Genomic DNA, 12,085 nt, shown 5'->3' with positions numbered 1-12,085 from the left:
TCACACATGCTCCGCCCCTGCTCGTGACGAAGGGGGGCGTGGCCCGCGTGTCGCACGCGGGCCACGCCCCCCTTCGTTCGGACGCTCCGGCGGTCCGGTGATCAGACGCAGGCCGTGCGGACGACCTGGGCCAGGCGGTCCGCCATCAGCTCGGCCTGCTCCGCCGAGGCGGCCTCGACCATGACGCGGATCATCGGCTCGGTGCCGCTCGGCCGGATCAGCACCCGGCCGGTCTCCCCGAGCTCCGACTCCGCCACGGCGACCGCCGCCGACAGCTCCGGAACCGAGGCCTTGGCCCGGTCGACGTCCCTGACGTTGATCAGGACCTGCGGCATCCGGGTCATCACCGAGGCGAGCCCGGCCAGCGGCCTGCCCTCGCGGGCGACCGTCTGCAGCAGCTGGAGGGAGGTCAGCACGCCGTCGCCGGTGGTGGCGTGGTCGAGCATCAGGACATGACCCGACTGCTCGCCGCCGAGGTTGTAGCCGCCCGCCTTCATGGCCTCCAGCACGTAGCGGTCGCCCACGGCGGTCTCGACCACCTCGATGCCGGCGTTCCGCATGGCGATCTTGAAGCCCAGGTTGGACATGACCGTGGCGACCACGGTGTCGGCCGCCAGCCTGCCCTCGGCGCGCAGCGCCAGGGCGAGCACCGCCATGATCTGGTCGCCGTCGACCACCTCGCCGGTGTGCGCCACCGCCAGGCAGCGGTCGGCGTCACCGTCGTAGGCGATGCCGACGTCGGCCCCGCCGGAGACCACGGCCTCCTGGAGCCGCTCCAGATGGGTGGAGCCGACCCCGGCGTTGATGTTGAGGCCGTCCGGGCTCGCGCCGATGGTCTCGACCGTCGCGCCGGCCCTGCGCAGCACCTCGGGGGCGACCACGTGGGCCGCGCCGTTGGCGCAGTCGACGACCACCCGCAGGCCGTCCAGGCGGCCCGTCATGGTGGACAGCAGATGGGACACGTAACGGTCGGCCTCGCCGTACGCCTCGCGCACGCGGCCGACCGCGGCGCCGGCCGGGCGGTCCCACTTCTCGCCGAGGCGCCGCTCGATCTCGTTCTCCACCGCGTCGGGCAGCTTGTGACCGGTGCGGGTGAGGAACTTGATCCCGTTGTCGGGGGCGGGGTTGTGGGAGGCGGTGATCATCACGCCCGTGTCGGCTCCGAGAGCCGTGGTGAGGTAAGCGACCGCCGGGGTGGGCAGCACGCCGAGCCGGAGGACGTCCACGCCGGAAGACGCGAGGCCGGCGACCACGGCGGCCTCCAGGAACTCTCCTGAAGCCCGCGGGTCCCGGCCCACGACCGCGACGGGGCGGTCGTGCCGCCCCGTACCGGCGTTGAACGCTCCGGCGTCGCCGAGGACATGAGCCGCGGCCACGGACAGCTCCATGGCCAGCTCGGCCGTGAGGTCGCTTCCCGCGACCCCACGGACCCCGTCGGTGCCGAAGAGGCGCCCCAACTTAACGCTTGCTGTACTGCGGAGCCTTGCGGGCCTTCTTGAGGCCGTACTTCTTGCGCTCGGTGGCGCGGGCGTCACGGGTCAGGAAGCCGGCCTTCTTCAGCGGCGGGCGGTTGACCTCGACGTCCAGCGTGGCCAGCGCACGGGAGAGGCCCATGCGCAGGGCGCCGGCCTGGCCGGTCACGCCGCCGCCGTCGATGCGGGCGATGACGTCGAACTGGTCCTCGGCGCCGAGCGTCACGAAGGGCTCGTTGACGATCTGCTGGTGGACCTTGTTCGGGAAGTAGACGTCCAGCGGACGGCCGTTGATCGTCCACTTGCCGGTGCCCGGCACGATGCGGACGCGGGCGACGGCCTCCTTGCGGCGGCCGGTGCCGTAGGAGTTGCCCGTCGTGATGGGCTTGCGGACGGCGGCCTCGCCGCCGGCAACGGACTCGGTGGTGTACTCGGAGGGGAACTCCTCCGACAGAAACGTTTCCTGCTCACCCTCGACGGGCGTCTCGACACCGGTGGGCTCAGCCACGGTTCTCCTCTTACTTTCCTACTTGGCGCCGGCCGTCGGACCGGCGCTGCTGGCGATAAGCAGCTGGGCGACTACTGGGCGATCTGGTTCAGCTCGAACGGCACCGGCCTCTGAGCCTGGTGCGGGTGCTCGGAGCCGGCGTAGACCTTGAGCTTCTTGATCATCTTTCGGCCGAGGGCGTTCTTGGGGAGCATGCCCCGCACGGCCTTCTCGACGGCGCGGTCAGGACGCTTGTCCATGAGCTCGCCGTAGGTCATGGAACGCAGACCGCCGGGGTAGCCCGAGTGGCGGTAAGCCTTCTTCTGCTCCAGCTTGTTGCCGGTCAGGGCGACCTTGTCGGCGTTGATGACGATCACGAAGTCACCGGTGTCGACGTGGTTGGCGAAGGTCGGCTTGTGCTTACCGCGAAGCAGGATCGCGACGTGGCTTGCCAGCCGGCCGAGCACGATGTCGGTGGCATCGATGATGTGCCACTGACGCTCGACTTCAGCAGGCTTGGGTGTGTACGTGCGCACGGTCGTATGCCTTCTTTGCTCGCGTCTTCGGGACTGTCGGAAACGACAGCGGCTTGGTCGGTAGGTGCGGGCACACGACAGCCCGGACCTTCCGTCTCCCAGCCTTCAGGAGATGACGCCGGACGCGCCGCGCATCGGTCTTGACGAAGGAGACCAATTCGCACACAACAAACTAAGAGGGTACCGGTGATGGAGGGCACGGGTCAAAGAGACCCGGCCACACGCCGGTGCCTGCGACCAGTGTACCCATGCCCGGCGACTGCTCCGGGATCGCCGCACCCGGCTCACCAGAACGGTTCCGCTACGTTCCGGGCATTCTCTTCTTCCTCTTACGAAACATCTCTATCTTTGACAGCGGTATGTGGCAGTCCCCTCACGCCCGGCGCACCCATCGGTCCAGCCTTCGCCGCATGGGGCTGTTCGCATGCCTGACCCTCGTTCTGCTGCTGGGGTTCCTGCTCGGCAGGAACAGCCGCGAGACGACGACCACCGGCCAGGTGTACCTGAACAACGCCGACCCGGCGCGCCCCTCCCCCTCGGCCGCCGGCCGGCGGCCCGACGGCCGGGGCCCGCTCGCCCGGGTCGTGCGTCCCACCGCCCCCGTGACGTCCTCGTCACGGCCCACCGCGCGTGCCAGCAGGGGCCCGCGCCACCCCCTCACCGACCCCACCGAGGACGCCCCCCGCTACCTCAACGGCGACGACACGGGCACGACCCGGGTCATGACGTCCCTGAGCGCGATGGAGCGCGACGTCGTCCGGCTGACCAACGCCCAGCGCAGGCGGGCCGGCTGCGCGCCGCTGCGGATCGACGCGCGGCTGGTCAGGTCCGCCCGGGTCCACTCCGCCGAGATGGCGGCCAGCGGGCTCTTCTCCCACAACTCCCCCGACGGCGCCTCGCCCTGGAAGCGGATGGAGGCGGCCCGCTACCACGACGGCGGCGCCGAGAACATCGGCCGCGGCTACTTCACCGCCGCCGAGACGGTCCGCAACTGGATGGCCAACCCCGGCCACCGGCGCAACATCCTCGACTGCAGGCTCGCCGCCACCGGGGTCGGGCTCGCCGAGGGTCCGGACGGCCCCTGGTGGACGCAGGATTTCGGCTACAGCTAGACCCGCGCCGCGGGGACGGGGGCCCCGGCGGGCCCCGGGCCGATCCGCGCGGGCGGGCCGCTGGCGGGCGGAAGATCTGAAGCACATGGCCTAGTCTCGGCGCATGGGTTTTCCCGGTGAACCGCCGCGCCGCCAGCCGTACGTCCTGCCCGACGCGCCGACGCCGCCCTCGCGCGGTGAGCACCCGCCAGGGTCCCCGCCGCACGACCGGCCCGGGGTCACGCCCACCGGTGACGGCGGCTGGTTCGCCTCACCGGGCAGGCCCTCCGAACAGCCGTACGACGCCTCCGAGCCCCGCGGCGGGTCCGGGCAGCCGTACGACGACTCCGGGTCCCGCGGCGGGTCCGGGTGGCCGTACGGCGCGCCGCAGCCGCCCCCGGAACGCCACGAGGCCGCACCGTCCGCCGGGGAGTCGCCCGCCAGGGAGGACGCCGGGTCCGGCGCCGCGCCGTACGAGCGGACCTCCCGGCGGCGCGCGGGGTCCCCCCGCACCACCGGGGAGCCGGCCGGAGCGCCCGAGCAGCCGCGCCAGGCGATGTGGAGCCCCTACGACGAGGGCCCCCGCTCCTACCGGCCGTTCATCTTCATCGGGGCCGGGCTCGCCGTGCTGGTCGCCGCCGGGTTCGGCCTGGCGGCCCTCGCCGGCTCCGACGACGTCCCGCCGTCCGCCACCGCGAGCCCGCCGGCCAAGACCTCGGGCGCGCAGCTGCCCGACGTGCCGGACGGCAAGTTCGGGTTCGCCGCCTCGCGGACCACCGACCCCGGCAGGCTCACACTCGACGAGCTGTTCAAGCGGAAGAAGGTCGCGCACGGCGGCCAGAGGTTCGAGATGACCGTCCGCAGGAACGACACCAAGTGCAAGGACGCCGTGGTGGGCGACAAGCTGCAGAAGGCACTGACCGGCGGCAAATGCAACCAGCTGCTGCGGGCCAGCTTCCGCGACGCCTCGGGGAAGATCATCGGCACCGTCGGGGTCGCCAATCTCAAGACCTCGGCCTCGGCGTCCAAGGTCGTCTCCACGGTGCGGGGCAAATCCCTGGAGGAATATCTCAAGGCGCTGCCCGGTAAGGACAAAGTCACCAAATCTCTCGGCAGCGGCGAGGCGTTCGCCGGCGGATGGACCCACGGCCACTACGCCGTGCTGGTCTGGTTCCAGTACAAAGACGGGCATCTGCCGAAGAAGACCGAGGTCAAGAAGCTGAACCAGGCGGCCTTCGGGGCCGTCGACGCGACCGTCACGCCCGCGCTGGAGGCACGCTCGCTGACCGGCAAGCGCCCCTGACGGAGGGCTCGCCCGCCTGTCTCCGACGGGGAGACAGGCGGGCTGATACGGCCCCGGACGCCCATACCCGCCTGACGATCTTGCGGCTATCGCTACGCTTCCCCGTATGCGTGGCCAGGAATCCGGGTCCGAGCACGAACGCGAAGCCGAACGTTCGGCCGCACCGACGACGCCTCCGCCGAGTTTCGGCCAGCCTTCGCCGCCGGTGCAGCGGACCGCCCCCTCAGGTGACGACCAGCCCTACGACCAGTCCCGGGACCCCTCGGCGTGGCCGGAGCAGGCTCCGGGCGCGGCCCAGCCGTGGACGGTCCCCGACGACGGCGCCCCCTACGACTGGTACGCCGACCCCGACGACGAGGCGCAGGCCCCACGGCCCTCCCAGCCTCCACAGTCCTTCCAGCCGCCGCAGCCCCCTGCCTCGCGGCCAGGCGTCCCGCAGCCCGGGGCGCCCGCGCCGCCGGGGCGCTCCGGGCCGCCATGGGCGGGCCCCGCGACCCCGCAGAGCCCTCAGAACGCCCAGAACGCCCAGAGCGCCCAGGGCGGCGGCTCCGGGGCTCCTCCGTGGGCGGCGGCTCCGCAGCCCCCTCAGGAGGCTCCTCGGGACCCCTCCTCACCACCCTGGGCCCCGCAGGCGGGAGCGGCGGGCACATCCGCCCCCTCTCCGTCCGGCCCGGCGTGGGCGGCCCCGCCGGCTCCGGAGCAGCCCGGCGGCCCCGGCGGCGGGTCACCCGTCCCGCTGACCACCGCTCCGATCGTGCCGGGGGCCCCGCCCTGGCAGCCGCCGCCCGCCTTCACCGCGGCCGCCGCCGGGATGCAGGTCTGGCCCTCCACCGAACCCGGGGCCCATGACGGCCCGCGGTGGCCTGCCGCCACCGGCGAGCCGGTCTGGACCGAGCACGACGACGCCGCGGGCCGTCCCGGCGGGCCGGGCGGCGTCGCCGTCCGGCCACCCGGCGGGGACGGCCCCGGGGGCGACCCCGCCGCCGAGGCCGGGTCCGGCGGTGCGGCCGCCGCGGAACGGCCCGCCGGGCCCACGGGCCCCGGGCAGGACGCGCCCGCAGGGGGGACCGTCCCCCCGCGCGTGCCCGACCAGGATCAGGCGGCCGCAGAAGCGGCCGCCCCCGGCCATCCCGGTGCCGCCCCCGGCTCTCCCGGTGCCGTCCCCGCGGCTTCCGCCGTACCGGACGCGACGCCGGAGGCGGCCTCGCAGGCGCCCGCCGGGCAGTCCCCACCGGGCGCGCCGCACCCGGCGCGCGAGGGCTCGGCGGCCTCCGAGAGATCTGAGGCCTCTCCCTTGCCCCCCGGCCCTCTACCCCCCGGTCCCGCGCCGGCCGGGGAGGCGGCCCCGCCGGGTGGCATACCCGAGCTGCCGCCGCTCTTCCCGCCCATCCCCGCGGCGCAGACGGCCCAGCCGCCCGTCCCGATGCAGGCGGTCGCGCAGGAGCGCGGCCCCTTCACCCCGCCCTCGGCGATGGTTCCCGTCCAGCCCGCCCCGCAGGCCGCGCCCTCCGCCGCCCGGCGGAACCGGGTCGTGATCCTGGCGGCCGCGGCGGTGGTCCTGGCGGCCGGCGTCGGCACCGGCGTCGTCCTCGTCCAGCGGTCCTCCGACGATCCGAAACCGCCGGCCGTGGCCCAACCGGACCCCACCGCCGGGGACACCGGTCCCACGGACCCCCCGGCGGCCGCGGAGGAGCCTCAGCTGACCGACGCCCAGGTGATCAACTCGGAGAAGACCGACCCCGGCAAGATGACCGTGACGGACGCCTTCACCAAGAAGATCACCGTGGGCTCGGCCACCTTCGTCCGAGTCAAGACCGACGTCGCCAAGCAGTGCCAGGAGGCGGCTGCCGGGAAGTTCGCCAGCGCGCTGAGCAACCGCGACTGCCGGCAGGTGCTGCGCGCGACGTACGTGGACAAGAAGCGGAAGTACGCCGTGACCACCGGGATCGCCGTGCTGCCCGACCGGGCGTCGGCCATCGCGGCCGACCAGGAGAAGAACCTCGGCACCAACCTGTGGTTCCGCGGCCTGTCCGGGGCCGCCGGATCCGGGGCCGAACGCGTGAGCATCGCGGGCGGCTACGCGTCAGGGATGGTGTGGGGCCGCTACATCGTCTTCAGCTACGCCACCTTCAGCGACGGCCACACCCCGACCGCCAAGGAGAAGGTCCTCGGCAGGGTCAGCGGAGCCTTCCGCGACGCGACCGCCAAGGCCGTCGAGAAGCGCGCGGTCGCGGGGCAGGCCGGTCAGACCGGCGGCGCGTCCGTCACCGACTGAGCGTGCGCACCCGGCGGGTCTCCTTGGCCCGCCGGGCCAGCTCCCCGGGCTCGGGGTAGCGCACCTCCTCCAGGCAGAGGCCGTGCGCCGGCGCGACGCGCACCCCGGAGTCGCGCACGGCCCGCGTCAGCACCCCGCCCGGCCAGTCCACCGGCAGGCGGCCCTCGCCGACTGGCAGCAGCGCCCCGATGAGCGCGCGGACCATCGAGTGGCAGAACGCGTCGGCCACCACGGTGGCCACGAGGAGGTCGCCCTCTCGCACCCAGTCGAGCCGCTGCAGTTCGCGGATCGTGGTGGCTCCCTCGCGCTTCTTGCAGAACGCGGCGAAGTCGTGCTCGCCGAGCAGGGTTCGCGCCGCCTCGTTCAGTCTGCCGAGGTCGAGGGGCCGGCCGTACCAGACGACCTCGTGACGGCGGAGCGGGTCCACCCCGCCGGCGGCGTCGCAGACCCGGTAGGCGTAGCGGCGGGACACCGCGGAGAACCGCGCGTCGAAGCCCTCCGGGGCCGCCGTGACGCCGTGCACCCTGACGTCCGGCGGGAGGATCCCGGCGAGCCTGCGGCGCAGCACGGGAAGCCGTACGGCGACGCCCTCCGCCGTCTCGGGGCCGGGGAGGGGCTCGGTCCGGCGGTGCCGGCTGTCCAGTGCGCCCAGCATCGCGGCGTCCACGTCCACGTGCGCCACCTGGCCCCGGGCATGGACCCCCGCGTCGGTCCGGCCGGCCACGGTCAGCGCCGGCGGATCGGGGACCCTGAGGACCTTCCCGAGCGCCTCCTCGATCTCCCCCTGGACCGTCCGCCGACCCGGCTGCCTGGCCCAGCCGGAGAAGTCGGTGCCGTCGTAGGCGAGGTCCAGGCGCAGCCGTACCACGATGTTCCTCCCTTGAGCGCCTTCGAGCCCCTGAGCGCCCGAGTCCTTGAGCGCCTGAGCCCCTGATGAACGCGGAACGGGCCCGGCACCCGGGAAAGGGATGCCGGGCCCGTTCAGCGGGCCTGACGGATCAGGCTTCGTCCTTCTTGGCCTCGGTCTCCTCGGCCTTCGGAGCCTCGGCGGTCTCCTCGGCCGGGGTCTCCTCGGTCTTGGGGGCCTCGGTCTCCTCGGCCTTGGTCTCCTCGGCCTTGGGGGCCGGGGCCGCCGGGGCCGCGGTGGTGCGGACCGTGTTCAGCGGCTCGGACACCAGCTCGATGACGGCCATCGGGGCGGCGTCGCCCTTACGGTTGCCGATCTTGGTGATCCGGGTGTAGCCACCGGGACGCTCGGCGAAGGTCGGGGCGATCTCCGTGAACAGGTGGTGGACGACGCCCTTGTCGCGGACGATGGTCATCACCTGGCGACGGTTGTGGATGTCGCCCTTCTTCGCCTTGGTGATCAGCCGCTCGGCCAGCGGGCGAAGCCGCTTGGCCTTGGCGACCGTGGTGGTGATCCGGCCGTGCTGGAACAGCTGAGTGGCCAGGTTCGACAGGATCAGCCGCTCGTGAGCGGGGCTTCCACCGAGACGGGCACCCTTGGCGGGCTGAGGCATTTCGATCTCCTTGTAGTTAACCCGCCCCGGCCGTACGAGGTACCGGGGTCGGGCCGGCGGGCCTCAGTGGCCCCCGATTGATGAAACTCAGTACTGCTCGGTCTCGACGTACGCGCTGTCGTCGTCGTCGTAGCCGCCGCCGGCCACCGCGGTCGGGTCGAACCCGGGCGGGGAGTCCTTGAGCGCGAGCGTCATCTCGTGCAGCTTCTGCTTGACCTCCTCGATGGACTTCGCACCGAAGTTGCGGATGTCCAGGAGGTCCTGCTCGCTGCGGGCCACGAGCTCACCCACGGTGTGGATGCCCTCGCGCTTGAGGCAGTTGTAGGAGCGGACCGTGAGGTTCAGCTCCTCGATCGGCAGCGCCAGGTCGGCGGCCAGGGCCGCGTCCGTCGGCGACGGGCCGATGTCGATGCCCTCGGCCTCGACGTTCAGCTCGCGGGCGAGGCCGAACAGCTCGACGAGGGTCTTGCCGGCCGAGGCCACCGCGTCGCGGGGCTTCATGCACGGCTTGGTCTCGACGTCCAGGATCAGACGGTCGAAGTCGGTGCGCTGCTCGACACGGGTCGCCTCGACCTTGTAGGTGACCTTGAGCACCGGGGAGTAGATGGAGTCGATCGGGATCCGGCCGATCTCCTGGCCCGGCTGCTTGTTCTGCGCGGCGGAGACGTAGCCGCGACCGCGCTCGACGGTCAGCTCCATCTCCAGCTTCGCCTTGCCGTTCAGGGTGGCGATGCGCAGCTCGGGGTTGTGCACCTCGACGCCCGCGGGGGGCGCGATGTCGGCGGCGGTGACGTCACCGGGGCCCTGCTTGCGCAGGTACATCACGACCGGCTCGTCGTGCTCGGAGGACACGACCAGCTCCTTGAGGTTCAGGATGATGTCGGTGACATCCTCCTTGACCCCCGGAACGGTCGAGAACTCGTGCAGCACGCCCTCGATGCGGATGCTCGTCACGGCCGCGCCCGGGATGGACGACAGCAGCGTGCGGCGCAGCGAGTTGCCGATGGTGTAACCGAAGCCCGGCTCCAGCGGCTCGATGACGAACTTGGAGCGGGTCTCCTCGAGGGACTCCTCGAGGAGGGTCGGACGCTGAGCGATCAGCATGTGGGTTCTCCCCTTGCATGGCGACGCCCGCTATTTGACGTCGCTCGTTACAAACAGCTTAGGTGCCGTACGGCTGAGCCGTACGGCACCCGTGTGAGCGCTACTTGGAGTAGAGCTCGACGATCAGCTGCTCCTGGACCTGCGTGTCGATCTGCTGGCGGACCGGGAGCTGGTGGACCAGGACGCGCATGGCCTCGGGGGCCACACCCAGCCAGGCCGGGAAGGTCCGGTCACCGGCGGTGGCGCGGGCGACCTCGTAGGGCAGCAGGTTGCGCGAACGCTCCCGCACCTCGACGATGTCGTGCTCGCGCACGCGGTACGACGGGATGTCGACCTTCTTGCCGTTCACCAGGAAGTGGCCGTGGCGCACCTGCTGACGGGCGGCGTCGCGGGACTCGGCGAAACCGGCGCGGTAGACCACGTTGTCGAGACGGCTCTCCAGGATCTGGAGGAGGTTCTCGCCGGTCTTGCCGCCCTTGCGGTTGGCTTCCTCGTAGTAGTTGCGGAACTGCTTCTCGAGGATGCCGTAGATGCGGCGGGTCTTCTGCTTCTCACGAAGCTGGAGCTGGTACTCAGACTCCTTCGGACGGCCGCGGCCGTGCTCACCCGGCGGGTAAGGACGGATCTCGATGGGGCACTTCGCGGACTCGCACTTCTTGCCCTTGAGGAAGAGCTTGGTCTTCTCCCTGCGGCAGAGCTTGCAGTCCGCACCCGTGTAACGAGCCATTTTCTATCTTCTCCTGGGCGTCAGACGCGACGGCGCTTGGGCGGACGGCAGCCGTTGTGCGGCACGGGGGTGACGTCCTGGATGGACCCGACCTCGAGCCCGGTCGCCTGCAGCGAGCGGATCGCGGTCTCACGGCCGGAGCCGGGGCCCTTGACGAAGACGTCGACCTTGCGCATGCCGTGCTCCATGGCGCGGCGGGCGGCGTTCTCGGCGGCCATCTGGGCGGCGAACGGGGTGGACTTGCGAGAGCCCTTGAACCCGACGTGGCCGGCGCTGGCCCAGGAGATCACGTTCCCGTTCGGGTCGGTGATCGAAACGATCGTGTTGTTGAACGTGCTCTTGATGTGGGCGTGCCCATGAGCGACGTTCTTCTTTTCCTTGCGACGCACCTTCTTGGGCGCGCCCTGGCGGCTCTTAGGAGGCATAGTTTGCCTTCACTCCTGAGGTCTTCGGTCCTGCGGCTACGCGGACTACTTCTTACCGGGCTTCTTCTTGCCGGCGACGGTCTTCTTCTTGCCCTTGCGGGTACGCGCGTTGGTCTGCGTGCGCTGACCGTGCACGGGAAGGCCGCGGCGGTGCCGGATGCCCTGGTAGCACTGAATCTCGATCTTGCGGCGGATGTCGGCCTGGACCTCGCGGCGGAGGTCACCTTCGATCTTGAAGTTGGCCTCGATGTAGTCACGCAGCGGGACGAGCTCGTCGTCCGTGAGCTGGTGAACGCGAAGGTCGCCGTTCACGCCGGTGGCCGCGAGGGCCTCCAGCGCGCGGGTGCGGCCGATTCCGTAAATGTAGGTGAGAGCGATCTCCAGCCGCTTGTCGCGGGGGAGGTCGACGCCAACCAGGCGAGCCATGGTCGGGCATTCTCCTTCGTTGTGGCGGAGGTCCTGCGCCGCACTGCCCCTCCCCATGCCCAGGGGCGAGGGCCCCGGCCTCCGACCGGGGGTCTCCCGCGTGGTCCGGCCCGATGCGGGCCGCCTGCGCGGGCGTGAGACGCGCTTGCGTTTTACGGCCCCACATGGGACGAGTCCGCCACGTGGAGCGGACTCATGTAAGGCCTTGTTCTGCGACTAGCCCTGGCGCTGCTTGTGGCGCAGGTTGTCGCAGATCACCATGACGCGACCGTGCCGGCGGATCACCTTGCACTTGTCGCAGATCTTCTTGACGCTCGGCTTGACCTTCATAGTCCTAATTCGTCCCTCAGACGCTTACTTGTATCGGTAGACGATCCGCCCACGACTGAGGTCGTAGGGGCTCAGTTCGACGACAACCCGGTCGTCGGGAAGGATCCGGATGTAATGCATTCGCATCCGCCCGCTGATGTGGGCCAGGACCTTGTGGCCGTTGTCGAGTTGCACCCGGAACATCGCGTTCGGGAGCGACTCAACCACAGTGCCCTCGATCTCGATGGCGCCGTCTTTCTTGGCCATGGCCCTCGCGTTTCACTGATCGGTCGTCTGAGGCATCGGAACACTAAGCAGCCGCGACCACGCGCTTCGATGAGAGCGGCGGTTGCGAAACCGCCGACACGCAATGGTCATAGTGAACCGAAGAAGGAGTGTACGGCACCGGG

Annotated in this window: 14 protein-coding genes; 3 read left to right on the top strand and 11 right to left on the bottom strand. The window is 71.4% G+C overall.

Annotated features, from left to right (window positions below; genetic code table 11):
- Positions 1–101 precede the first annotated feature (101 nt).
- The 3 genes from glmM to rplM all read right to left on the bottom strand — a co-directional run bounded on the left by glmM (position 102) and on the right by rplM (position 2,495).
- Entirely contained in the window at positions 102–1,457 is a 1,356-nt protein-coding gene (gene glmM, locus AB0D67_RS28225) for a phosphoglucosamine mutase (RefSeq protein ID WP_362942281.1), read from the bottom strand.
- 1 nt (position 1,458) lies between these two features.
- Positions 1,459–1,980 (bottom strand): 30S ribosomal protein S9, encoded by a 522-nt coding sequence (gene rpsI / locus AB0D67_RS28220; RefSeq protein ID WP_362942278.1) that lies wholly within the window; start codon positions 1,978–1,980, stop codon positions 1,459–1,461.
- 71 nt (positions 1,981–2,051) lie between these two features.
- The gene (gene rplM, locus AB0D67_RS28215; RefSeq protein ID WP_362942275.1) at positions 2,052–2,495 is read right to left on the bottom strand and encodes a 50S ribosomal protein L13; all 444 of its coding nucleotides are present in this window, start codon (positions 2,493–2,495) and stop codon (positions 2,052–2,054) included.
- Between the two features lie 410 nt (positions 2,496–2,905).
- Between rplM and AB0D67_RS28210 the strand changes: the two genes are divergently transcribed.
- The 3 genes from AB0D67_RS28210 to AB0D67_RS28200 all read left to right on the top strand — a co-directional run bounded on the left by AB0D67_RS28210 (position 2,906) and on the right by AB0D67_RS28200 (position 7,164).
- Complete coding sequence (locus AB0D67_RS28210; protein ID WP_362942272.1) at positions 2,906–3,607, top strand: CAP domain-containing protein; 702 nt, start codon at positions 2,906–2,908, stop codon at positions 3,605–3,607.
- Between the two features lie 103 nt (positions 3,608–3,710).
- Positions 3,711–4,889 carry a hypothetical protein gene (locus AB0D67_RS28205; RefSeq protein WP_362942269.1) on the top strand — a complete coding sequence of 393 codons (1,179 nt, stop codon included), beginning with the start codon at positions 3,711–3,713 and terminating at the stop codon, positions 4,887–4,889.
- A 106-nt stretch (positions 4,890–4,995) separates the two neighbouring features.
- Positions 4,996–7,164, top strand: a complete 2,169-nt coding sequence (locus AB0D67_RS28200) for a hypothetical protein (RefSeq protein WP_362942266.1) — start codon at positions 4,996–4,998, stop codon at positions 7,162–7,164.
- On the opposite strand, the gene truA is transcribed toward AB0D67_RS28200, so the two are convergent.
- From truA to infA, 8 genes are all read right to left on the bottom strand, one after another.
- Positions 7,154–8,032 (bottom strand): tRNA pseudouridine(38-40) synthase TruA, encoded by an 879-nt coding sequence (gene truA / locus AB0D67_RS28195; protein WP_362942263.1) that lies wholly within the window; start codon positions 8,030–8,032, stop codon positions 7,154–7,156. The two genes, AB0D67_RS28200 and truA, sit on opposite strands and share 11 nt — an antisense overlap.
- A 130-nt stretch (positions 8,033–8,162) precedes the next feature.
- The gene (rplQ, locus tag AB0D67_RS28190; RefSeq protein ID WP_362942260.1) at positions 8,163–8,684 is read right to left on the bottom strand and encodes a 50S ribosomal protein L17; all 522 of its coding nucleotides are present in this window, start codon (positions 8,682–8,684) and stop codon (positions 8,163–8,165) included.
- Positions 8,685–8,771: 87 nt separating this feature from the next.
- Entirely contained in the window at positions 8,772–9,788 is a 1,017-nt protein-coding gene (locus AB0D67_RS28185; protein WP_362942257.1) for a DNA-directed RNA polymerase subunit alpha, read from the bottom strand.
- 100 nt (positions 9,789–9,888) lie between these two features.
- Positions 9,889–10,515 (bottom strand): 30S ribosomal protein S4, encoded by a 627-nt coding sequence (rpsD, locus tag AB0D67_RS28180; protein WP_362942254.1) that lies wholly within the window; start codon positions 10,513–10,515, stop codon positions 9,889–9,891.
- Between the two features lie 20 nt (positions 10,516–10,535).
- Positions 10,536–10,940: a 30S ribosomal protein S11 gene (rpsK, locus tag AB0D67_RS28175; RefSeq protein WP_020542285.1), complete on the bottom strand. Its 405-nt coding sequence runs from the start codon at positions 10,938–10,940 to the stop codon at positions 10,536–10,538.
- Between the two features lie 45 nt (positions 10,941–10,985).
- Entirely contained in the window at positions 10,986–11,366 is a 381-nt protein-coding gene (rpsM, locus tag AB0D67_RS28170) for a 30S ribosomal protein S13 (protein ID WP_362942251.1), read from the bottom strand.
- A gap of 216 nt (positions 11,367–11,582) precedes the next feature.
- A complete protein-coding gene (rpmJ, locus tag AB0D67_RS28165) occupies positions 11,583–11,696 on the bottom strand; it encodes a 50S ribosomal protein L36 (RefSeq protein WP_003956441.1) in 114 nt (37 codons plus the stop codon).
- A 24-nt stretch (positions 11,697–11,720) separates the two neighbouring features.
- Entirely contained in the window at positions 11,721–11,942 is a 222-nt protein-coding gene (gene infA / locus AB0D67_RS28160) for a translation initiation factor IF-1 (protein ID WP_012887858.1), read from the bottom strand.
- Between the last annotated feature and the right edge of the window lie 143 nt (positions 11,943–12,085).

The sequence above is a fragment of the Streptosporangium sp. NPDC048047 genome, from assembly GCF_040653115.1.
In the GTDB taxonomy this organism is placed as follows: Bacteria; Actinomycetota; Actinomycetes; order Streptosporangiales; family Streptosporangiaceae; genus Streptosporangium.
Note: the sequence above shows the minus strand (reverse complement) of the source record. Positions and strands in the feature narration are given on the sequence as shown.

What these genes read in the sequence shown, in the direction of transcription:
- infA (WP_012887858.1), bottom strand. Translation starts at nt 11,942, where the DNA reads ATGGCCAAGAAAGACGGCGCCATCGAGATCGAGGGCACTGTGGTTGAG.
- rpmJ (WP_003956441.1), bottom strand. Translation starts at nt 11,696, where the DNA reads ATGAAGGTCAAGCCGAGCGTCAAGAAGATCTGCGACAAGTGCAAGGTG.
- AB0D67_RS28200 (WP_362942266.1), top strand. Translation starts at nt 4,996, where the DNA reads ATGCGTGGCCAGGAATCCGGGTCCGAGCACGAACGCGAAGCCGAACGT.
- rpsK (WP_020542285.1), bottom strand. Translation starts at nt 10,940, where the DNA reads ATGCCTCCTAAGAGCCGCCAGGGCGCGCCCAAGAAGGTGCGTCGCAAG.
- rpsM (WP_362942251.1), bottom strand. Translation starts at nt 11,366, where the DNA reads ATGGCTCGCCTGGTTGGCGTCGACCTCCCCCGCGACAAGCGGCTGGAG.
- AB0D67_RS28205 (WP_362942269.1), top strand. Translation starts at nt 3,711, where the DNA reads ATGGGTTTTCCCGGTGAACCGCCGCGCCGCCAGCCGTACGTCCTGCCC.
- AB0D67_RS28210 (WP_362942272.1), top strand. Translation starts at nt 2,906, where the DNA reads ATGGGGCTGTTCGCATGCCTGACCCTCGTTCTGCTGCTGGGGTTCCTG.
- rplQ (WP_362942260.1), bottom strand. Translation starts at nt 8,684, where the DNA reads ATGCCTCAGCCCGCCAAGGGTGCCCGTCTCGGTGGAAGCCCCGCTCAC.
- AB0D67_RS28185 (WP_362942257.1), bottom strand. Translation starts at nt 9,788, where the DNA reads ATGCTGATCGCTCAGCGTCCGACCCTCCTCGAGGAGTCCCTCGAGGAG.
- rpsD (WP_362942254.1), bottom strand. Translation starts at nt 10,515, where the DNA reads ATGGCTCGTTACACGGGTGCGGACTGCAAGCTCTGCCGCAGGGAGAAG.